Source organism: Dyadobacter sp. HNCC25DJ186, from assembly GCF_056895235.1.
The window spans coordinates 164,068-185,980 of sequence record NZ_JBXHAS010000004.1 but is presented as its reverse complement, the minus strand read 5'-3'; the positions used below and the strand labels follow the sequence as shown (position 1 = coordinate 185,980).

At 41.0% G+C, this 21,913-nt stretch carries 21 protein-coding genes; 13 read left to right on the top strand and 8 right to left on the bottom strand.

The window, feature by feature from the left end; all coding sequences use genetic code 11:
• Positions 1-2 precede the first annotated feature (2 nt).
• Positions 3-1,181, top strand: a complete 1,179-nt coding sequence (locus AC1XUO_RS14635) for a XylR family transcriptional regulator (protein ID WP_483330535.1) — start codon at positions 3-5, stop codon at positions 1,179-1,181.
• 101 nt (positions 1,182-1,282) lie between these two features.
• On the opposite strand, the gene AC1XUO_RS14630 is transcribed toward AC1XUO_RS14635, so the two are convergent.
• The 8 genes from AC1XUO_RS14630 to AC1XUO_RS14595 all read right to left on the bottom strand — a co-directional run bounded on the left by AC1XUO_RS14630 (position 1,283) and on the right by AC1XUO_RS14595 (position 11,763).
• Positions 1,283-3,328 carry a M13 family metallopeptidase gene (locus tag AC1XUO_RS14630; RefSeq protein WP_483330534.1) on the bottom strand — a complete coding sequence of 682 codons (2,046 nt, stop codon included), beginning with the start codon at positions 3,326-3,328 and terminating at the stop codon, positions 1,283-1,285.
• A 185-nt stretch (positions 3,329-3,513) separates the two neighbouring features.
• The gene (locus tag AC1XUO_RS14625; RefSeq protein ID WP_483330533.1) at positions 3,514-5,004 is read right to left on the bottom strand and encodes a peptide MFS transporter; all 1,491 of its coding nucleotides are present in this window, start codon (positions 5,002-5,004) and stop codon (positions 3,514-3,516) included.
• A 236-nt stretch (positions 5,005-5,240) separates the two neighbouring features.
• Complete coding sequence (locus tag AC1XUO_RS14620; protein ID WP_483330532.1) at positions 5,241-6,149, bottom strand: hypothetical protein; 909 nt, start codon at positions 6,147-6,149, stop codon at positions 5,241-5,243.
• 181 nt (positions 6,150-6,330) lie between these two features.
• A complete protein-coding gene (locus AC1XUO_RS14615; RefSeq protein WP_483330531.1) occupies positions 6,331-7,119 on the bottom strand; it encodes a TPM domain-containing protein in 789 nt (262 codons plus the stop codon).
• Positions 7,120-7,127: 8 nt separating this feature from the next.
• Positions 7,128-7,568, bottom strand: coding sequence for a TPM domain-containing protein (locus AC1XUO_RS14610; RefSeq protein ID WP_483330530.1), 441 nt, complete (start codon positions 7,566-7,568; stop codon positions 7,128-7,130).
• A gap of 93 nt (positions 7,569-7,661) precedes the next feature.
• Complete coding sequence (locus AC1XUO_RS14605; RefSeq protein WP_483330529.1) at positions 7,662-8,243, bottom strand: LemA family protein; 582 nt, start codon at positions 8,241-8,243, stop codon at positions 7,662-7,664.
• Between the two features lie 123 nt (positions 8,244-8,366).
• Positions 8,367-9,563, bottom strand: coding sequence for a deoxyribodipyrimidine photo-lyase (locus AC1XUO_RS14600; protein ID WP_483330528.1), 1,197 nt, complete (start codon positions 9,561-9,563; stop codon positions 8,367-8,369).
• 178 nt (positions 9,564-9,741) lie between these two features.
• Positions 9,742-11,763, bottom strand: coding sequence for a CHU_0125 family OmpA-like outer membrane integrity protein (locus AC1XUO_RS14595; protein ID WP_483330527.1), 2,022 nt, complete (start codon positions 11,761-11,763; stop codon positions 9,742-9,744).
• A gap of 550 nt (positions 11,764-12,313) precedes the next feature.
• Between AC1XUO_RS14595 and rpsL the strand changes: the two genes are divergently transcribed.
• From rpsL to rpsC, 12 genes are all read left to right on the top strand, one after another.
• Positions 12,314-12,724, top strand: coding sequence for a 30S ribosomal protein S12 (gene rpsL / locus AC1XUO_RS14590; protein WP_090341137.1), 411 nt, complete (start codon positions 12,314-12,316; stop codon positions 12,722-12,724).
• A gap of 123 nt (positions 12,725-12,847) precedes the next feature.
• Positions 12,848-13,315: a 30S ribosomal protein S7 gene (gene rpsG / locus AC1XUO_RS14585; RefSeq protein ID WP_090341140.1), complete on the top strand. Its 468-nt coding sequence runs from the start codon at positions 12,848-12,850 to the stop codon at positions 13,313-13,315.
• 188 nt (positions 13,316-13,503) lie between these two features.
• A complete protein-coding gene (locus AC1XUO_RS14580) occupies positions 13,504-14,502 on the top strand; it encodes a hypothetical protein (RefSeq protein WP_483330526.1) in 999 nt (332 codons plus the stop codon).
• 547 nt (positions 14,503-15,049) lie between these two features.
• Positions 15,050-17,170, top strand: a complete 2,121-nt coding sequence (gene fusA / locus AC1XUO_RS14575) for an elongation factor G (RefSeq protein WP_483330525.1) — start codon at positions 15,050-15,052, stop codon at positions 17,168-17,170.
• 137 nt (positions 17,171-17,307) lie between these two features.
• Positions 17,308-17,613 carry a 30S ribosomal protein S10 gene (gene rpsJ / locus AC1XUO_RS14570; protein WP_015813787.1) on the top strand — a complete coding sequence of 102 codons (306 nt, stop codon included), beginning with the start codon at positions 17,308-17,310 and terminating at the stop codon, positions 17,611-17,613.
• 282 nt (positions 17,614-17,895) lie between these two features.
• Positions 17,896-18,516: a 50S ribosomal protein L3 gene (rplC, locus tag AC1XUO_RS14565; RefSeq protein WP_234648037.1), complete on the top strand. Its 621-nt coding sequence runs from the start codon at positions 17,896-17,898 to the stop codon at positions 18,514-18,516.
• A 4-nt stretch (positions 18,517-18,520) separates the two neighbouring features.
• Entirely contained in the window at positions 18,521-19,150 is a 630-nt protein-coding gene (rplD, locus tag AC1XUO_RS14560; protein WP_090341152.1) for a 50S ribosomal protein L4, read from the top strand.
• A 2-nt stretch (positions 19,151-19,152) separates the two neighbouring features.
• Positions 19,153-19,440, top strand: a complete 288-nt coding sequence (rplW, locus tag AC1XUO_RS14555) for a 50S ribosomal protein L23 (protein ID WP_090341154.1) — start codon at positions 19,153-19,155, stop codon at positions 19,438-19,440.
• Between the two features lie 45 nt (positions 19,441-19,485).
• Positions 19,486-20,310: a 50S ribosomal protein L2 gene (rplB, locus tag AC1XUO_RS14550; protein ID WP_090341157.1), complete on the top strand. Its 825-nt coding sequence runs from the start codon at positions 19,486-19,488 to the stop codon at positions 20,308-20,310.
• Between the two features lie 10 nt (positions 20,311-20,320).
• Positions 20,321-20,599: a 30S ribosomal protein S19 gene (gene rpsS, locus AC1XUO_RS14545; RefSeq protein WP_137342292.1), complete on the top strand. Its 279-nt coding sequence runs from the start codon at positions 20,321-20,323 to the stop codon at positions 20,597-20,599.
• Between the two features lie 55 nt (positions 20,600-20,654).
• Positions 20,655-21,056, top strand: coding sequence for a 50S ribosomal protein L22 (rplV, locus tag AC1XUO_RS14540; RefSeq protein ID WP_090341163.1), 402 nt, complete (start codon positions 20,655-20,657; stop codon positions 21,054-21,056).
• Positions 21,057-21,074: 18 nt separating this feature from the next.
• The gene (gene rpsC / locus AC1XUO_RS14535; protein ID WP_137342291.1) at positions 21,075-21,902 is read left to right on the top strand and encodes a 30S ribosomal protein S3; all 828 of its coding nucleotides are present in this window, start codon (positions 21,075-21,077) and stop codon (positions 21,900-21,902) included.
• The last annotated feature ends 11 nt before the right edge of the window (positions 21,903-21,913 follow it).

The following is a 21,913-nucleotide window of genomic DNA, read 5'->3' as shown; positions in this document are numbered from 1 at the left end:
TCATGGCCCGGTCAGATACGTATAAAATAATTCTACTAATCGATTTTGCCGAAGAGTATAGTAAGGCACTTCTCAAAGGTATTGCTAAATATTCCAGAGAACACGGGCCGTGGATATTTTGTCGTATGCCTTTGTTCCATCGTGAAACGGTCGGTATTGAAGGTATTTTGAAATGGGCGTTAGAGTGGGGTGCTGACGGGATTATCGGACAGTTTTATAATGACCCTAATATTGGAAAAATCATAAATGCGGGTATACCTGTGATCGCCCAGGATTTTAAAAAACGCTTTGACGAAATACCTAATATTACCGGAGCACACCGCGAGGCGGGAGAAATGGGCGCGGATTATTTTTTAAAAAAGGGCTTCAAGCATTTCGCCTTTTATGGCTTTAAAGATATCGTCTGGTCGCAGGAAAGGGCAGAAGGTTTTGAGGATCGCGTCACACAAGCAGGTTATAAAGTGCATTATTTTGAACATAAAATGGCGCGTCAGTCTGAGTTATGGTATTACCGGCCCGCTTCCATAGGGAAATGGTTGAAGTCGCTGCCAAAACCCATTGCCCTGATGGCCTGTGATGATAATCAGGGACAGCATATTACCGAAGCCTGCCGGCTTTATGGTATCCGGATACCGGAGGAAATGGCTGTTCTGGGTGTTGATAATGACGAAATGATCTGCGAGTTTTCAGATCCTCCTTTGTCAAGTATTAGTCAGGATGCCGAAAAGGGAGGATATGATGCAGCCAGATTATTGGATCACCTGATTAAGAACGGGATGCATGATTTCCATGATATTATCGTTAAGCCAACGCAGGTGATCACCAGGCATTCGACAGACATTTATGCTACCAATGATGATCATATTGCGACTTCGCTAAAATATATTCATCAAAATATTGATAAAAACCTGCATGTAGACGAAGTGGTAAAACAGGTGCCTTTGTCGAGAAGAGCACTCGAAAAGCGTTTTCTTGAAGTGATGGGTTATCCGATTTACAAATACATTTATAATCTTCGGATTGAAAAATTCACGCAGAAACTTCTGGATACCGATATGTCCGTTTTTGAAATTGCCCTGGATATGGGTTTATCGGATAGTAAAAATATTGCCCGTCAGTTTCGGCAGGTTAAAGGTTGTAGTCCAAGTGAATATCGAAATCAGCATTTGGCAGGTAAATAATTTTAGACACAATTAAAGTGATCATATATAAAAATAGGAGTCAGGGTTAAGTCTGACTCCTATTTTTATATTGAAAAACAATTGTAACGATTCCTAAGATCTTACCAGATTACTACTCTTGAAGCTTCCGGTAAAGCCATTTTACTTCCTGCGCCACAGCTCCATGCATCCTGAAATTCTTTCAAATGTGGAAGCGGACCATTGATACGGTCTTTTGCTGGTGCATGCGGATCTGTTTGCACCTGGTTGCGCAAAGCTTCATCCGTTGTATTCATATGCCAAACCTGCGCCCAACCCAGGAAGAAACGTTGTTTCCAGTTGAAGCCATCGATCGGTGCGGGTTCAGGTTTTCCTTTAAGGGATTTTTCCAAAGCGTAATACGCCAGGGTTAATCCTCCCAAATCCGCAACATTTTCTCCGATTGTCAATGCCCCATTAATTTTGAACCCTGGCAATGCTTCAATTCCGCTGAAATAATCAATGTATCTTTTAGTCAGCTTGTCAAAATTGGCACGGTCTGCGGCAGTCCACCAGTTTTTAAGGTTTCCCTCTTCATCAAACTGCGAACCCTGATCATCGAATCCATGGGTAAATTCATGACCGATTACAGCGATAATCCCTCCGTAATTAATAGCGTCATCAGCATTACGGTTGTAGAAAGGAGGTTGCAAAATACCGGCAGGGAATACTACTTCATTGTTAAGTGGATTATAATAGGCATTTACCGTTTGAGGTGTCATGTGCCATTCGCTTTTGTCAACCGGCTTGCCGATTTTTTTGATATTTTCTTCATTCTGGAACAAAGAAGCAGCAATCACATTTTCAAATAACTTATCACCTTCAATTTTAATCGAAGAATAATCTTTCCACTTGTCAGGATAACCGATTTTATAGGTGAAAGCTTTCAATTTCTTATGTGCTCTTGCCTTTGTCGAATCGCTCATCCAGGTAAGTTTGTCAATTCTTTCGCCATAAACCGTGCGCACGTTTTCGATCATTTCAGACACCTTTTTCTTGTCGTCTTCCGGGAAATATTTTTTAGAGAAAAGTTTTCCCAGCGGCATACCCAACAAACCGTCTGTCGAACGAATCGCTCTTTCTACACGTGCTCTTTGTTGTTTTGTTCCGCGCATCACAGTACTGAAAAAGCGAAAATCTTCTTGATCAAAACTTTTCGGCAGGTAACCTGCGAAAGTTGAAAGCAGCTGCCAGCGGGTGTAAAGTTTCAAAGTCGCAAGCGGTGTTGCTTTAAGCAACGCATTCATATTTTTAACATACGCAACATTCTGAACAATGACGGTATCTGTTTTGATATCCTGTTTGTCTGCAAATGTTTTCAGGTCAAAGTCGGGAGCCAGTTTTGTAAAATCGGCAAACGATGTTTTGTTATACGTTTTATTCGGATCACGCAGCTCGACATTCGTCAATTGCAGTTTGGCAAGTTTTGTTTCAAAATCCAAAACCGTTTTTCCTGGATTTGCATCTTTAAAATTTGCAAAGCCAAACATGTTATCCACATGTTTTACAAACTCATTACGAACTTTAACTGTGCTGGAATCGGTTCGTTCGTAATAACTTTTCTCACCAAGACTCAAACCATCCTGCCCTTCATACAGGACATTTATTTTACTGTTTTTTAAATCGCCTTCAACGCCAAATCCGATAACACTCGAAACGCCTACTTTCTGTAATTCACCTGCTACGGAAGCAAGTTCTTTAAGCGACTGAACCGACTCGATTTTGTCCAGATATGGTTTTAAAGGTTCAATGCCACGTTTTTCAACCGTGGTTGTATCCAAAAATGATTTGTAATAATCAGCGATCTGCTGTTCTTCACTACCGTTTTTACGGTCTTTCAGATTCGTGATCTCTTCGATAATTCCTTTCAGACGAACTTCTTTGTTCTCTTTATCCAAAATTCCAAATGCGCCCCAGCGACTTTCTGTGCCGGGAATCGGATTTTTCTTTTTCCATCCGCCATTGGCATAGCTGTCAAAATCGTCGCATGCCTTGGATGTCGAATCGAGTGAGCTTAAGTCGAAGCCTGGTACTTTTTCTGCGGAGGAGGTACTCTCTTTTTCGCTGTTGCAGGAGGTGATCACAACAACGGATGCCATCAGGGACCACTTTAAAAAAGCTGATTTCATAGGTGATGATTAATAGTTTTGGTGTTCTAGATAAACAAATGTAATTATTTACACAAACATGTTTGTCAACTTCGTGACGATCGGTTGGGGAAGTATTTGTAAAAATAAAAAAGAGCCAACTTCCAAAAGTTGACTCTTCTTTAAAACTCAAACGTTTGATCAGAAATTTTTAAGCCGACAGCTAACTACTGAATTCCACCCATCCAATTTTTAACAGGTTTCCAGAATATCAATAACAATACCCCAAAGCCCATCGAGAACAAAGTTACCTGCTGAAACAAGGCTGGCATTTGCTGTAAATTTTCTTCATCAAAACCGCCGGCAAACAAACCTGCAATAAGATTTCCCAGTGACGCAGCTACAAACCAGATTCCCATTAACTGACTTACATAGCGTTTTGGAGCCAGCTTGGTATAGGAGCTTAGCCCAACTGGACTTAGACAAAGCTCACCGATGGTGTGAACCATGTATGTAAATGTAAGGAATAGGGGAGAAGCCAGTTGCCCGGTAACCGCGACTTTTGATGCCATTTCCATGATGAAAAAGCCGGTTCCGACTAAGATCAGCGCGATCGCAAACTTAACAGGCGTTGACGGATTGTAGCCTTTTGTAGATAAGAATATCCATAAACTTGCCATAATCGGAGCGAAAATCAGAATGAACGTTCCATTAAAGTTTTGGAACCAGCTCGAAGGCATTTCCCAGCCGCCAAAGGTGCGCTGCGTATAACGTTCAGCAAAGATTTGAAGTGATGATCCCGCTTGTTCAAAACCAGACCAGAATATGGCAGCTGCCAGGAAGAAAACGATCAGAACATAAATTCTTTTCTTTTCAACAGGCGTCAGCCCGCCGGCTACCAAAATATAAATGAAGTAAAAAATACATACAGTAACAATAATGATCCCGGCTCCCTGGGCAAGTCCCTGGGCGGTGGTCATATCAATAAAACCTTGTAATTGTAGAACCGAGAGAAATAAGACCAGCATGGCAACAAGACCGTAACCCAGTTTTCTTTCCGAACCAGACTTTGCAACGGATTCTGCTGTGCTGATTTTCGCAGGTGGAACTTCGCCATATCCCTGCAGGTATTTTTTACTTCCAAAATGAAACACGATTAAACCGAGTAACATACCAATGGCCGCCGCGCCGAAGCCCATGTGCCAGTTGATTTTTTGGCCAAGAAATCCTACAATCGTAATACCTAAAACAGAGCCGAGGTTAATCCCCATATAAAAAATGGAAAAAGCCGCGTCACGTCTGGCTCCGCCTTCCGGGTATAGTTCTCCAACAATCGAGCTGATATTCGCTTTTAATAAACCTGTCCCAACGGCTACCGTGACTAGTCCTATGAAAAACGTTGAAGTTACACCCGGAATGGCCAGGATTATATGACCGATCATAATCACAATGCCACCATACCAGATTGCTTTCTTTTGTCCGAGAATATTATCGGCCAGCCAGCCTCCGGGAAGGGTTAACAAATAAACAGATGATGTGTAAAGACCATATACTGCGGCTGCTTCTGCTGCTTCAAGTCCCATTCCTCCTCTGACATTGTCCAAAAGGAAAAGAAGTAAAATGGCCCGCATACCATAGTAGCTGAAACGCTCCCACATTTCAGCAAAAAACAAAACATACAGACCACGAGGGTGCTTCTGGGATACTGTTGAGGTCATAAGAGCAAAAAGAAGTGTTTTATTTGGCTATAACGTTCCGCCAGGTGATTTTCATGGTGCAAGATAAGGTAATATGCCTGAATTTGAAATAATACTTTGTTTAAACAATTATTTCTGAAAACGTCGCCTATTGTTATTCCTGATCCCATTTATTGCATATTTGTTCAAGAAAAAAGCCGGATAATCAGGCATGTACCTGATTATCCGGCTTGTAATCTAAAAACGCTGTCTGTTGTTTATTTTACAGAAAAAGATCCTTCTCCAACTTTAAATCCTTCTGCATACAATTCAATCGAATAGGTACCTGACTTGAATGGACTATTTTTGTCATAAAGAATACTTACATCCTGATTATTATTGCTGTAAGACACATCCTGGCTGATCGTATAACCTTGTTCCTGTCCTTCGTACTGGAATTTACCTGAACCAGTAGCATCGTCAGAAATCGTTGCGCCGCTTGGATCAATTACACGTAAATAAATCGTCTTGTTATCATTTTGTGTAAGTGGGTTTTTCTCCAAAATAAAGTCGACACGCACTTTATCAATTCTCTTAGCCTTCACATTTTCACCTTCACGTATTTTTCCTTTTGATGAAATAGCGTATACTTTAACACTGCGTGCTCGTAGGGCGGCCGCCATGGTTACCTTGGATTCAAGTTCTGCGTTTTTGGTAACAACACCTGAAAGTGAGTCTGATACTGCCTGTTTGCTTGTTTCAAGCTCTGCTTTTTCTTGCGTTAATGTTTCTGTTTTGCTGATCAGCTGTTGGTTTTCCTCACGCAGCTGTGCTATTTCCTGATCTTTTTGAGTCAGGAAGCTCTCATACTCTTTGATCTTATTTCCTAATGTGATTGTGCCTCTGCGAAGTGCAGCACGGTCCTTTACCAAATCAGCTTTCGCTTTTTCGAGTTCTTCGATGTTACCGCCAAGCCCTTTTACTTCTATAATTTTAGCATCTAATTGTTTGGCGATTGAATCAAGTTTGATCTCGTTCATCGCTAATTCATTCACCCTTACTTCCAGATCGCTCCCTTGTTTTGTTGTGATGCCGCGCTCCTGATAATAAAGATATCCAAAAACAGCTGCTACGACAGTCATGATAATTAATCCTATTACCAGGCCAGTATTATTCTTATTCTCCATAACGGTTAATTTAGGTTAAACTTAATCTTGTTTCTGTTACATTAAAGAACTGTGCCATGCTATACGTTTTTGATTTTTGGAGGATTAAAATCGAAAAACCCGTTCAAGCAGGACACTTAAACGGGTTTTTATACAAAACGGGAACGTTTTATCTCAGACAGAATGCCGAAAAATTCCTCAATTAATAATCTCCACCGGCACCTCCACCGCCAAAACTACCTCCTCCAAAACCGCCGAATCCGCCGCCATCTCCACCTCCAAAACCACCTCCACCCCAATTACCGGATGAGCTTCCACCGCTTGAATGCGTAGTGTAAGGCCAGAAAATTGGCCCCATTCCGCCTCCGGCACTGCGGTATCCACCACCACCTCCGCCGCCGCCTCTGTTACGGGCGATAATGACTATTATAATGATAAAAACGATTATCACGATAGCTATAGATGACATACCTCCTCCTCCGTCTTCTTCTTTTGGATCGGCTTTATATTCTCCGGTCGCATACTTGAAAATCACATCGACACCTTTATCCAGGCCGCGATAGTACATTCCATTTTTGAAATCGGGAGTAATTTCCTGTGTGATAATTCGCTTGGCTATGGCATCCGGGATGGCTCCTTCCATTCCGTAACCTGTGCTGATATACACCTTTCTGTCTGTAGAAGCCCAGAGGATAACAATACCATTATTTTTAGCTTTCCCGCCAACACCCCATTCTCTGCCAAGTTTTAGTGCATAATCAGCGATTGGATATTCGCCAGTTGTTGGCACAACCACAATGACAATTTGTGTAGATGTTGAGTCATTGTAGGCAACCAGTTTTTTTTCAAGTGCACTGATTTCGGTCGGGTTCAGCTGTTTGGCAAAATCATTCACCAGACGAGGCGGATTAGGCTTCGCTGGTATATCCTGAGCCGTAACACGACAAAGGATCAGTAAGAACAGCCAGGAAAAAATAATGTATTTTTTCATAAGAATATTTACCCGAACGAAATATCGTCAGGTAGTTCATTGACATCGTCGGAACGATATGGGAAATGTGTTTTTAATTGCAGGCCAGCTTCCTTAATTCCTGCACAAAGCCCTTCTGCGTATTTGCTTTGCGAAAAATAGGAGCGGAGTAAATTTTTTGTACTGTTCCAGAAATCGGCCGGTACTTTCTCATTTATTCCCTTATCTCCCAATACAGCAAATTTTCTGTCTTCATAAGCAAGATAGAAAAGTACGCCGTTTTGCTTTTCCGTAGCGTGCATCCCCAAAAGTCCAAAAACTTCTTTGGCTCTTTCCAGTGCGTCTCCCGAAGTGCATTTCTTTTCTATATGCACTTTGACCTCGCCGGAAGTTTGTCTCTCAGCTTCCTTAATGGCGGCAATAATTTGCTTTTGTTCCTCTTCTCCAAAAAAAAGTGAATCAGTAGGCATAGGGAGTTGAAAGTTGAAAAGTTGAGAGTTTAAGGTGCGCAGCGAAAATCGAAAAGAAACAGTATTGACTAGTGCCAATACTGCATTCCTTATCTAGAATTGTACCGTTGGAGCTTTTTCTGAACCTGCTGTCGCAGTGAAATAACCTTTCTGAGCAAACCCGAATATACCTGCAAACAGGTTTGTCGGGAAAGTTCTAACTTCCTGATTATAATCTTTCACAACCGTGTTGAAGTCGTTACGGGCAACTGTAATACGGTTTTCAGTTCCTTCCAATTGCGCCTGAAGTTCCAGGAAGTTCTGGTTCGCTTTTAGTTCAGGATATCTTTCCACAGATACCAACAAACGGGAAAGTGCTCCGCTCAACTGGTCTTGCGCTCCCTGGAATTTTGCAATATTTTCAGGTGTAAGCTGATCCGCGTTGATTGTTGTTGAAGTTGCTTTCGCACGTGCTTCGATAACACCGGTTAAAGTGCTTTTCTCAAATTCTGCGGCACCTTTTACCGTGTTGACAAGGTTTGGAATAAGATCTGCGCGACGCTGGTACTGGCTCTCAACCTTCGCCCACGATTCTTTTACAACCTCGTCCTTGCCTACCATTCCATTATATTTGCCACATCCTACAAATCCGAAAATTAGAAGTATGACAACCACTGCGATTAGTCCTTTTGACATTGTATTGTTTGATTTAATGTTATTAATTCGGTTCAAAGTTGGCCAAAGCTAGTAAAATCTTGAAGAAAAACTACACAATCGGTAGCTTGGCCTTATATAACGTTCCTAGCTTGGATGACAGGCTCAAATACTGCCAACACCAGCGATATGATTCCACCTTGACCAGTTGCCTGAGACATTGTAATCGGTTAAGAAACTTTCGTAGTACATAGCTCCCCAGGTCCAGTTTATACCCAACTCGTTAGCCAGATAATCCGCGGCCAGTGTTCTTTCTGCAGCTGTTAAATTTCCTGTAGAAACCAGTTTATTGATTACTGCATTCACATGATTATTCTCAGTTGCTCCACTGGTCCATTTTTCAAATATAGCCAGTTCATTATGCCAGCGTTTGTTTACCTCATGTTTGATTCCCCCCGGTTTGAAAAGTCTTGAACCATGACGAAGTAAAGTCCAGTGAGAAAAGTCTCTTTGTTGAAGCTCGGTAATTACTTTCTGTACTACGGTATTTTCGCGGTATGGCAATAATGCCGAATAGATCGATTTTGGCGACAGGCAACCCAAAGAAAGCCAGGGAGACAGGCCATGATCAACGAGAGGCTCCTCTGAATTTAAGGTATTTCCTGGTTTGATTATTTCTTCAATAAATTGATCAAGCCGTAACAGCGCAGTTGTTTCCCCACCCTTTAAATTAAAGTTAGCAGGTTGACTGTTTGTATTGATTTCCAGAGGATCAATTGAAAGCATCGGTAACGACGGTATCAGGCCGGCCTCATATCCTTGTGGTAAAATGACTTTTTCAGGTGATGCGATAGCTGGCTTAACTTTAAAATGCGCCTGGACTTGTTCATGAAAGTCAGGGAAGTCCAGGGGAAGTTTAGCAATAGAAAATGGAAGATCCAGCACACCTCCCAAGGTTGACATCCAGAATAGCTTGATATCAACATTCATTACCTTGATATTTTTGCTGAGAGAAGTTTCCACACTAGTCTCGTCAGGCGCAATTTCTTTGCTGGTATAAATGTATTGGGCACCATATTCTTCTGCAAGAGCCGCAACCACTTTTTCTGGTTCACCAACACGAATCAACAAATCTCCTCCTTTTTCCCGTAAACGATTTCTCAAATCCAAAACAGATTCAAGAAGAAACTGAGCTCTCAACGCGCCTGCACGACGAAAACCAAATTTTGTTTTTTCAAATTGACGTGGGTCAAAAACATAAACCGGAACAACTTCCTGCGCAATTTCTGTGGCCGCAAGAAATGCCTCATTATCCTGAAGTCGAAGATCATTACGGAACCAATAAATAATACGGTGAATCATTGGGGGAAATAATAGAAAAGAATTTAAACCTTTGTTCTTACAAGTATACTAAATTTTGTCCTGGCGAACCGTGGTCACATTAACAACGCGTTTCAGGCAGGACAATAAAACAACGAATCCAACAAAATAGTCGTTCAAACTAATTTGCTGGATTCGAAAATGTCTCGATCTGTTCGTCTTAGTAACTCAAAATCGTAAATTCTGTACGACGATTACGCTGATGTTCTTCTTCTGTTTTTGCATTTGGAATAATAAGCTGGCGTTCACCGTATCCTTTTGCTGTTAATCTTTCCGCGTCAATTCCTTTTAAATTCAGGTATTTTATGGCAGACTCAGCCCGGTTTTGCGAAAGTGTCATGTTATAGGCATCCGTAGCACGCGCATCCGTATGAGAGCTCAGCTCAATATTCATCGTTGGATTGTCTTTCAGGATCTGAACTAATTTGTCAAGTTCCACTGCCGCATCCGGACGAATATTGTATTTATTTAAATCGTAATAAATGTTATCCAGCACAAAAGTTTTGTTCAATTCCAGTCTGTCAAGCTTGATAGAAACCTGAAAGGTGGTATCAGTTACTGCTTTTGTGAGGAAAATTGGAGGAATGCTTCTGCCATTCATCGAGAAAGGTTCTCTTTTGCTGATAAATCCTTTGCGTTCCACCAGCAGGACATAAGACCTGCCTTCCTCAACTGGCTGTGTTCCAAATTTGCCCGCTGCATTGGTTTTAAGCTGGGCAATTTGTGTATCCGAAGTATCAGGTAAAATATGCACAATAGCAGAATCGATAGGCGTCGGGTTTGTGGCGTTGTCATATACATCTCCGGCCAGGAAGTAACGAACAGATTTCAATTTCCCTTCGATATAATTTGGGTTTTGCGGATTCAATGGATCCATCGGATCTTTCTGGGCGATAGTACTGTCCGGTGCTTCCGGTTTGAAGAAATAATAAATGTCATCATCTCCTTTACCACCTTCCCGGTTAGAAGCGAAAAATCCCTGTTCTTTATTTTTATAAAAAACCAGTCCGAAATCATCCTGCGGGCTATTAAAAGGGAGTCCGAGATTTTCGATCGTGATAATACCCTGTGTACGTGTTGCTGAAAATAAATCCAGTTTCCCTAATCCGGGATGTCCGTCAGAAGCAAAATAAAGAACTCCGCCTTCCGCAACATACGGGAACATATCGTCGCCGGCCGTATTGATGTCGCGGCCCATATTCACAGGTTTGCTGAAACGGCCGGAAGCGTCAATATTTGTTCTGTATAAATCAATTCCACCTGCACCCCCCGCACGGTTTGATGCAAAATATAATGTTTTTCCATCACGGGAAAAAGAGGGAGAGCCGTCCCAGGCAAGAGAATCATTGATCGGTAAAATGGCTGGCGCTGTCCATTGTCCGTTGACATTGCGGCTCTGATATAAATCAACATCAGCTGTTCCTTTTTTCTTGCCCGTGTTTCCCCGTGCAAAGATCAACGTTTTGCCATCCGGGCTAAAAGCCGGAGAACCTTCGTTGGCCTCAGGGTCTAAAATTTCTTTGCTGAATAATTCTGTTGTTCCCTGAGTCTCACCAGCATCTTTTCCAATCGCAATTTTATAAAGGCCCAACATCGGCTGGCCGTTATTTTTGTATATTTTTTCTTTTTTGGAAGAAGAAAAAACCAGCTCATTTCCAAGTACCGTCGGGGAGAATTCTGAACCAGGTCCATTAAATGGAATATCTTTCAACTGGACGTCCGGCATTTTTTCAATGCGAAGCTTATCTGTAATTTTCAGAATTTCAATTTCACGAAGGGCACGTTCCTGTAATATTTTAGGGCTCGTCGGAGCCTTTGCAAACAGGGCAAACTGATTGGAAGCCTCCTGATATTGTCCGGTCGTTTTTAAAGCATACGCATATTGAAACTGTGCTTCCGGATTAGCGATTCCGCCATCCAATGCTTTTTTGTAATATGGAATCGACTCTTTAAAGCGGTTTGAAAGGCGATAAGATTCTGCAATCAGGAAACTTGTTTGCAAAGGTTCGTAGTTGGCCTGTTCTGATTTTTGCAAACCCTTAATAGCGAGATCATATTCACCATTATCAAACTTCTTCAGACCATCCTTATAAGCCTGCATAGCAGAATTACAGCCAGTCAGGAATGCTCCCAGTATCAGGATACTAATAACGAGGGTAAAATTACACCGCAATATTTTCATATAATTAAGTATAAATGCTAACGAATTGATAGGCGTTTATGGGTTACAAAAGACAATACTACTAAAACAACGTTTGGAAATAAAATTCTGGATATAGACGGCAAAATTTTTTATTCTTACACATAATTAGTGCTCCCAAAATAGTCATTCATTGTCATAAAATAGTTATGATGTGTTAAATTATTGACTAATGATAATCTTTTATCCTGAGTTTATCTATAACCGAGTTCAGTTCTGCTTTCAATTTTGTACTGCTTGTTTGCAGTCTAAGGGCAGTACATCAGAATAATTATTTTTGTTGCATCGAAATAATTTGAGGCGTTCTGAAACACGGCTGATCAGCTCTATACGTTTATATTGCAGGTAATGAGCCGAAAAAATCAATATAAAAACATTAATTCTGAACGCATTAATTTAACAATCTGTAAAAAAAAGAATTAACATTTTGAAAATCAGTCTTAGTCTGTTACTTTTGCAGTCCGATTTTTCGGGAAAACCGTTTGTAAAACAATCGATTAGTTGATTAACTAGATTAAAATCAATTCATTAAATGCCAACTATTTCACAATTAGTCCGTAAAGGTAGAGAGACCATTACATGGAAATCCAAGTCACCGGCTTTGGATTCTTGCCCTCAGCGTCGTGGAGTATGTACTCGTGTATATACTACAACGCCAAAGAAACCGAACTCAGCACTTCGTAAAGTTGCGCGTGTTCGTCTTTCTAACAACAAAGAAGTGAATGCCTACATCCCGGGTGAAGGCCACAACTTGCAAGAGCACTCGATCGTTTTGATCCGTGGTGGTCGTGTTAAAGATTTACCAGGTGTGCGTTACCACATTATCCGTGGTGCATTGGATACAGCTGGTGTTAACGGACGTAAACAACGTCGTTCTAAATACGGTGCAAAACGCCCTAAACCAGGACAAGTTGCAGCACCGGTAAAAGGTAAGAAAAAATAAAAAGTAACTCTCTCTGCTTTTATTAAAGAACTATTCTGATAAATAAAAGGGAAGTAATCCTGGATTCTGTTCAGGGTGAATAAGTTGCAAAACGAAACCTCGTGTAAAACATTAAGTACAAAAATGAGAAAGTCCAAACCAAAGAAAAGATATATCCTGCCTGATCCTAAGTTCAGAGATGTACAGGTTACAAAATTTGTAAACAACCTGATGCTTCAAGGCAAGAAAAGCATTGCTTTCACAATTTTTTATGACGCATTAGAAGTGGTTGAGAAAAAAACCAGCGAAAGTGGTCTTGAAACATGGAAAAAAGCATTGAACAATGTAACTCCATCTGTTGAAGTAAAAAGCCGTCGCGTTGGTGGTGCAACTTTCCAGGTTCCAACTGAAGTACGTCCGGAACGTAAGCAAGCTTTAGGTATGAAATGGTTGATCAACTACGCTCGTAAGCGTGGAGAAAAAACTATGGTAGACCGTTTGGCTGGCGAAATCGTTGCTGCTGCTAAAGGTGAAGGAGCTGCTGTTAAGAAAAAAGATGATACGCACCGTATGGCGGATGCGAACAAAGCATTCTCGCATTTCCGTTTCTAGGAAATCTCCTTCGGGAAGAATATTTGAAAAAGGGTTCTGGTTTTATACCGGGACCCTTTTTTCGTTTAATGCCAGAGTTGCAATTATTTATGTAAATATTTTTTGAATTAAATGAAATTTACTTTAACTTTTCAATCGGTTACTTAAAATGCCTGAATGTCAGTTTTACTCATCTCAATGTTATAGCCATGAAGTTCCTCTATCTCTATTTAAGTCTTTTAATTTTGGTAGTTTCATCCTGTAAAAAGGATAAGATCACGGTAGACCCGCCGGTTGAGGAAGCCGTTAATGTTGTCTTCACTGATACCTCGAAGGTAGCACTTTACCCAAATTTTGAAAAATATTTGATTGAGAAGGGAATTGACCCGGAAAAAGAGCCAAACGGTTTCGTCTTATATAAATTTATCAAAGAAATTGACTCATTAAGGTTTGAAGGGCCTATTGGTAGCAGTACTTCTTTAAAAGGAATTGAAGGATTTACAAATCTTCGCTATTTTAAAAGTGAAGGCTTGACTGTTGACACTTTAAATTTTGCCGGAAATACCAGGTTAGAACATTTTGAATATCTCCCATATCCACACTGCATGACTTGTGCTTCTCTTCAGGTTTTGAATTTTGGTATGATTGAAAGTGTAAAAGATTTTCAATTACAAGGCAGCAATGTTGGGTCATTAGATTTGACACACTTCAAGAAGCTTCGAGCCTTCAGTATTTATAATAACATGGGTCTAAAGAAGCTGGATCTTTCTGCATCTGAGTTACTGGAAGAAGCTTATGTTATGGAAAAGGTGGATGTAAAACTTGGTATTCATCCGAAACTAACAGAATTGACAAGTTCTTATACCACAAATGTCAGTAATTCCCCTGCTTTGGAAAAATGGTATTTAGGAAGTGTTGGATTAAAAGGAGTTGACGTTTCACATAATCCGGCACTTAAATCATTATTCATTGGCGAAATAATCTCACCGTCATTAGATTTAACCTCATGTCCAAAACTGGAAAGTCTTATCGTGTATGGGAGAGGAAACTGGGAAACGATTAAGTTGGATTTAAGTAAAAATACGATGCTCAAAAACTGCAAGCTATTGGGTACTAGTCTTAGAACAATTTGCGTTAGTTCGCTAACGGATATTGATTTTACGAACTGGGAGAAGGATTCTGGGGCGGCCTATGTTAAATGTAATTAATTATCAGTCGTTAAAAGGCAAACCGTCCCAAACATACCCCAGGACCTATTTTGCTGGTTGCTTTCTTTTGCTAATGAAATATTCAGACATACCGATTCCGTCAGCCTTCATTTCTAAAACAGGTTCATCGTGTTTAGCAGGGGGTTCTTTGACTCGGATTGTTGTTAGTTATTTACTATCAAATCAATTTCCAGTTCCGATAATTTTCGGGACATTTTTATGTGACTGAACGGGTTGTTATTGATTATTTGTAGATGCTAATTACAAATAATCATACTTTTTGGCAGATATTATTTTCAATAATTCTGTTTTTAAACCTCTCTCCTTATTTCTTGACTTGTAAAAATTTGAGGAAGTTGTTCCGGAGTATCACGTTATTTTTCAATTTTTCTTCAAAAAATAATCCATACTCATTGTTTTTATAATCAACTATTTATACTTTTGCACTCTGAATTTTTTGCAGTGGTGTGAAAATGCCCTAATAATATTCAGAGCTTCCTGTAAGAATTGAATTGCACAACGAATATAAATAACAGCACCATTTGCCATGGCACGTGATCTAAGATTAACAAGAAATATTGGTATTGCTGCGCACATTGATGCGGGTAAAACTACAACCACCGAGCGTATCCTTTATTACGCAGGAGTAAGCCACAAAATTGGAGAAGTACATGATGGTGCTGCTACAATGGACTGGATGGAGCAGGAGCAGGAGCGTGGTATTACCATTACTTCGGCGGCTACAACAGTTGATTGGACTTACCGTAATGAAAAATACCATATCAACATTATCGATACACCGGGTCACGTTGACTTTACTGTTGAGGTAAACCGTTCCCTTCGTGTATTGGATGGATTGGTTTTCTTGTTCAGTGCGGTTGATGGTGTTGAGCCTCAGTCGGAAACAAACTGGCGTTTGGCTAACAACTATAACGTAGCACGTATCGGTTTCGTAAACAAAATGGACCGTTCTGGTGCAGACTTCCTTAAAGTTTGTGCGCAGGTGAAAGAAATGCTTGGTAGCTACGCTGTACCTCTTCAATTGCCAATCGGTGCTGAAGATACGTTCAGAGGAGTAGTTGACCTGGTTAACTTCCGTGGTATTGAATGGAATGAAGAAGATAAAGGAATGACTTTCAGAGAAGTTCCTATTCCTGAAGATATGTTGGAAGAAGCAACTGAATGGAGAGAAAAACTTCTTGAAGCTGTTGCTGAATTCGATGACACTTTGATGGAAAAATATTTTGAAGATCCTACTTCAATCTCAGAAGACGAAATTCTTGCAGCTTTGCGCGCAGCGACAATCAGCATGAAAATCGTTCCTATGGTTTGTGGTTCTTCTTTCAAAAACAAAGGTGTTCAAACGATGCTTGACTACGTGATGGCAATTTTGCCTTCTCCTCAGGATCGTGAAAGCATTATCGGAACTGATCCACGTACTGGTCTTGAAATTTCTCGCCAGCCAACGGATGCAGATCCTTTCTGTGCACTAGCGTTTAAAATTGCAACGGATCCTTATGTAGGACGTCTTTGCTTTATCCGCTCTTACTCAGGATATCTGGATTCTGGTTCTTATGTATTGAACAACCGTTCAGGAAATAAGGAGCGTATCTCCCGTATCTTCCAAATGCATGCTAACAAGCAAAATCAGATTGATCGTCTTGAAGCGGGTGATATTGGAGCGGTAGTAGGTTTCAAAGATATTAAAACGGGTGATACATTATCTGACGAAAAGAACCCAATCGTTCTTGAATCAATGGTATTCCCTGAGCCGGTAATTGGTTACGCAATCGAGCCTAAGAAAGCGGCGGATAGCGATAACTTCTCTAAGGCAATCACGAAGTTGATCGAAGAAGATCCTACGTTACAAGTTGAAAGTAACGAAGAAACTGGTCAGACGATCATCAAAGGAATGGGAGAGCTTCACCTTGAAATTATCATCGACCGTATGCGTCGTGAATTTAAAGTGGAAGTAAACCAGGGTGCGCCTCAGGTTGCTTACAAAGAGATTCTTACGAAGAACTATGAGCACCGTGAAGTTTACAAGAAACAGACAGGTGGTCGTGGTAAATTTGCCGATATCCTTTTTGAAATCGGACCGAGAGACGACAACGAAGAAGGACAAGAGCCAAAAACTGGTTTACAGTTCGTTAACCAGATTGTAGGTGGTACTATTCCTCGTGAATTTATCGCACCAATCCAGAAAGGTTTCGAAGCATCTATGTCAAATGGTGCTCTTGCAGGATATCCTTTGGATTCGATGAAAGTGCGTTTGTACCACGGTTCATTCCACGATGTCGATTCAGATGCGCTATCTTTTGAATTGGCAGCTAAGATTGGTTTCAGAGAATCAGCACGTCACGCAGGTTCAAAATTGATGGAGCCTATCATGCACGTTGAAGTACTTACGCCTGATGAATACACCGGACCAATCACAGGTGACCTTAACCGTCGTCGTGGTATCATGAGAGGTATGGATTCACGTAATGGTGCTCAGGTTATCAAAGCGGACGTTCCTTTGTCAGAATTGTTCGGTTATGTTACGGATCTTCGTACGATGTCATCAGGACGCGCTACTGCTTCTCTGACATTCGCTTACTACGAAGTTGTACCTCAGCATATCTCTGATACAGTAATTGAAAAAGCAAAAGGCTTAGTTAAAGCTTAATAAAAATATTAGCCACTGCTCTGAAAAGGGCAGTGGCTAAAAATATTTAAGCCAGTGAAGTAAATGGTTCTTTCGCTGGTGGATTGTCGGGATTAGTTCCCATCAAGTTTTTCAAGAACCGGAAATAAGCAAATAAGATGAATCAAAAAATTCGTATCAAATTGCGGTCGTTCGATCACAACTTAGTTGACAAATCAGCTGAGAAAATCGTTAAGGCTGTTAAGGCAACAGGTGCCGTTGTTAGTGGTCCAATCCCATTGCCAACTAAAACAGAAAAATTCACTGTTTTACGTTCTCCTCACGTGAACAAAAAGTCTCGTGAACAATTCCAGCTTTGTACTTACAAACGTCTGGTAGATATTTTCTCTACAAGTGCAAAAACTGTTGATGCACTGATGAAGCTTGAATTGCCAAGCGGTGTTGATGTAGAGATCAAAGTTTAGTGATTCTTACAGGTTTATTTATTTAAACCTATTACATAATTGGATGAAGGTCCGGAATTCTGGAAACCACATCTGAGCTCATTCAGGTAATAATTCGAATGTTTTTTTGTGTTCGATCATTACCAGGAATTAACTGAGGTCAGATGTTTACTACATCTGACCTTTTTTGCTGATTATCAGTGATAATAAAGAAAATACTGCTTTGATATGCAAATTCAAATTTCTATCTTTGCAGTCCGTTTTAAGGAATAGGTTTTTACCTGCTAATTTAAATTAATTACGATGTCTGGTTTAATAGGTAAAAAAATCGGAATGACTAGTTTGTACAATGCTGACGGGCAGGCTCTGGCATGTACTGTGATTCAAGCTGGTCCTTGTGTTGTTACACAAGTTAGGTCCGAGGAAAAGGATGGGTATAAGGCCCTCCAATTAGGTTTTGGCGAGAGAAAAGAGAAAAACTCTACTCAGCCGTTAATAGGTCACTTCAAAAAGGCCGGTACAACTCCAAAGCATAAGCTTGTTGAGTTCAAGGAATTTGAAGTGGAGCATGAACTTGGAACTTCACTATCAGTGCAAGATATCTTTGCAGAAGGTGAATTCGTAGATGTAGTTGGTTCTGCCAAAGGCCGCGGTTTTCAGGGTGTTGTAAAACGCCATGGTTTCGCAGGGGTTGGTGGACAAACACACGGTCAGCATAACCGTGCACGTCACCCAGGTTCGATTGGTGCTTGTTCGTTCCCTTCACGCGTATTTAAAGGCATTCGTATGGGTGGGCGCATGGGTAACAATCGTGTAAAAATTCAGAATTTGCGTATTCTGAAAGTGATACCTGAGCAAAACTTGCTAGTTGTAAGTGGCTCAGTACCGGGTTCAAAGAATTCATTTCTAATCATTGAGAAATAGTACCATGGAACTGTCCGTATTAAATATAAAAGGAGAAGATACCGGCAAGAAGGTAAGTGTGTCTGAAGAAATTTTCGGAATCGAACCTAACGAGCATGCGATCTATCTCGACGTGAAATTGTACCTGGCCAATCAGCGTCAGGGTACACACAAGTCAAAAGAACGTGCTGAGATCAATCACTCAACACGTAAGATCAAGAAACAAAAAGGTACAGGTGGAGCACGTGCAGGTAGCATTAAATCCCCGGTATTCGTAGGTGGTGGTCGTATATTCGGTCCTCGCCCTCGTAACTATACTTTCAAGATCAACAGAAAAGTGAAAACGTTAGCGCGTATTTCTGCTCTTTCTGCGAAAGCGAAAATTGACGCAATATCTGTTTTGGAGTCATTTACTTTTGACGCCCCAAAAACAAAGTCATATCTGACTGTACTTAATTCACTTTCATTAGTGAACACAAAAACATTGTTGATCCTTCCTGAGGTTGATAGCAATGTGTACCTGTCAAGCAGAAACATTCCTAAAGCGAAAGTTACTACTGTTGATTTGGTAAATACATATGATCTGATGAATGCAGACCGCCTTTTAATAAGTGAATCTGCTCTGTCTAATTTGGAAACCCTATTAAACAAATAGTGATGAGTGTACTGAAACGACCGATTATAACAGAAAAGGTAACGGCTCAGGGTGGTCAGGGAAAGTATGCCTTTGAAGTAACACTTACTTCAAACAAGGTAGAAATCAAAAAGGCTATCGAGAAACTGTTTGGGGTTACCGTAGAGAGCGTTCATACAATGCGCAGCATTGGTAAAAGCAAATCCCGTACATCGGGTGGAAAGTTTGTAAGTGGAAAAACGTCAACCATTAAGAAAGCTATTGTAACAGTAGCTGAAGGTGAGATCATCGACATTTACGGTGAAGCTTAGAATTTTGGTTGATCTATTCAAATCTTAGAAGAGTTAAGTATAGCAATGGCAGTTAAAAAATTAAAACCGACAAGTGCTGGTCAACGTTTTCGCATGGCTCCTGCTTTTGAGGAGATCACAGCGTCAAAACCTGAAAAGAGCCTATTAGAGCCTGTTAAAAGAACAGGTGGTCGTAATAGCTCCGGACATCGTACCATGCGTCATATAGGTGGTGGTCACAAACGCAGATACCGTGTTATCGATTTCAAAAGAAATCGTTTTGATGCACCAGCAACAGTTCTTACAATTGAATACGATCCAAACCGCTCAGCACGTATCGCTCTGGTACAATATGCTGATGACGAAAAAAGATATGTAATCGCTCCAAACGGATTGAAAGTAGGACAAGTAATTGTTTCAGGAAGTTCAGTAGCACCAGAAATGGGTAATGCGCTTCCACTAGGTTCAATGCCAATTGGTACAATTGTTCACAATATTGAATTGACACCTGGTAAAGGCGGTCAGTTTGCAAGAAGCGCAGGAGCTTATGCTCAGCTTGTAGCGCGTGAAGGTAAATACGCAGTAATTAAAATGCCATCTGGCGAAATGCGTATGATTCTTTCAACTTGTATCGCAACGGTTGGAACAGTTTCCAATTCAAGTCACATGAATGTGAATTACGGTAAAGCAGGCCGTAAACGTTGGTTAGGTCGTCGCCCAAGAGTTCGTGGTGTTGCTATGAACCCAGTCGATCACCCAATGGGTGGTGGTGAAGGCCGCTCATCAGGAGGCCAGCCTAGATCAAGAAACGGACAGTTCTCAAAAGGACTTAAGACTCGTGATCGCAATAAGCATTCTGAGAAATTGATTATCAGCCGTCGTAAAAAATAATTAAAATAATATGGCACGCTCATTAAAAAAAGGACCATACATCGACTTTCGTCTGGACATCAAGATTCAGACGATGAACAGCGCAGCACGTAAGTCGGTAATAAAGACATGGTCAAGACGCTCAATGATCTCTCCGGATTTTATTGGACATACATTCGCAGTTCACAACGGTAACAAGTTCATACCGGTTTATGTAACTGAAAACATGGTAGGACACAAATTAGGAGAGTTTTCGCCAACGCGTAACTTCCGTGGTCACACCGCCAAAAAAGATAAAGGTAGAAAATAATTAGTCGACGATAGCTGGGTTTCGTCAATCGGAACCAGCCTATATCTGAAAGAACATGGAAGCAAGAGCTATATTAAGAAATGTGCCTACTTCTCCTCGTAAGATGAGATTAGTAGCCGACATGATTCGCGGACAAAAGGTCAGCAAAGCGTTGGCGCTGTTAAAGTTTCAACCAAGAGCTTCTTCACCAATTTTGCACAAAGTTTTACTTTCTGCAGTTGCCAACTGGCAACAATTGAATGAAGATGCTAAGCTGGAAGACGCTGATCTTTATGTTAAAACCGTATTTATTGACGGTGGACGTATGTTGAAGCGTTTGCGCCCTGCACCGCAAGGAAGAGCACACAGAATCCGTAAGCGTTCAAACCACATTACACTTGTGGTTGATGACAAAGCGGAAGTTGCCACAACGGATGTTGCCGCAAGCGTTGAAAACAAAGTAATCACCGAATCATAAGTAAACGATCTATTTCGAATGGGACAAAAGGTTAATCCTATAGGTCTGAGACTAGGAATTGTTAGAGGCTGGGACTCTAGCTGGTATGGAGGAAAAGATTTTTCTGACAAACTAGTTGAAGACGAAAAAATTCGTAACTATATAAAAGCACGTATCCCAAAAGGATCAATCTCTAAAGTAGTTATCGAGCGTACACTGAAACGTATCACGCTTACAATTCACACGGCTCGTCCGGGTATCGTAATTGGTAAAGGTGGTAGTGAAGTTGACAAGATCAAAGAAGAGCTTAAAAAAATCACTGGAAAAGACGTTCAGATTAACATTTACGAAATCAAACGTCCTGAGATTGATGCAAAATTAGTTGGAGAAGCAATCGCACAACAACTACAGGCTCGTATCTCTTACCGTCGTGCCATGAAGCAATCAATCGCTTCTGCTATGCGTGTAGGAACTCAAGGTATCAAAATCCGTCTTGCGGGACGTTTGGGTGGAGCTGAAATGGCTCGTACTGAAGAGTATAAAGAAGGACGTATTCCTCTACATACATTGAGAGCGGATATTGACTATGCAATCTCGGAAGCACAAACAATCTATGGTAAAATAGGTATCAAAGTTTGGATCTTCAAAGGTGAATTGTACGGAAAGCGTGATTTGACTCCAAGTGCTGCAACAGCTGCTGCTGACAGAAGCGACAGAGGAACAGGATCAGGCGGTGGAAACGACCGTAACAAGGACAGAAGAGGTGGTCGTGGCGGAAACGATAGTAACCGTGGCGGTGGTAGTGAAGGCGGTGGCGGCGGAAGCGAAGCTGATCGTCGTAAGAGAAGTAGAAATAAGAAGAAGTAATCAGACATTTT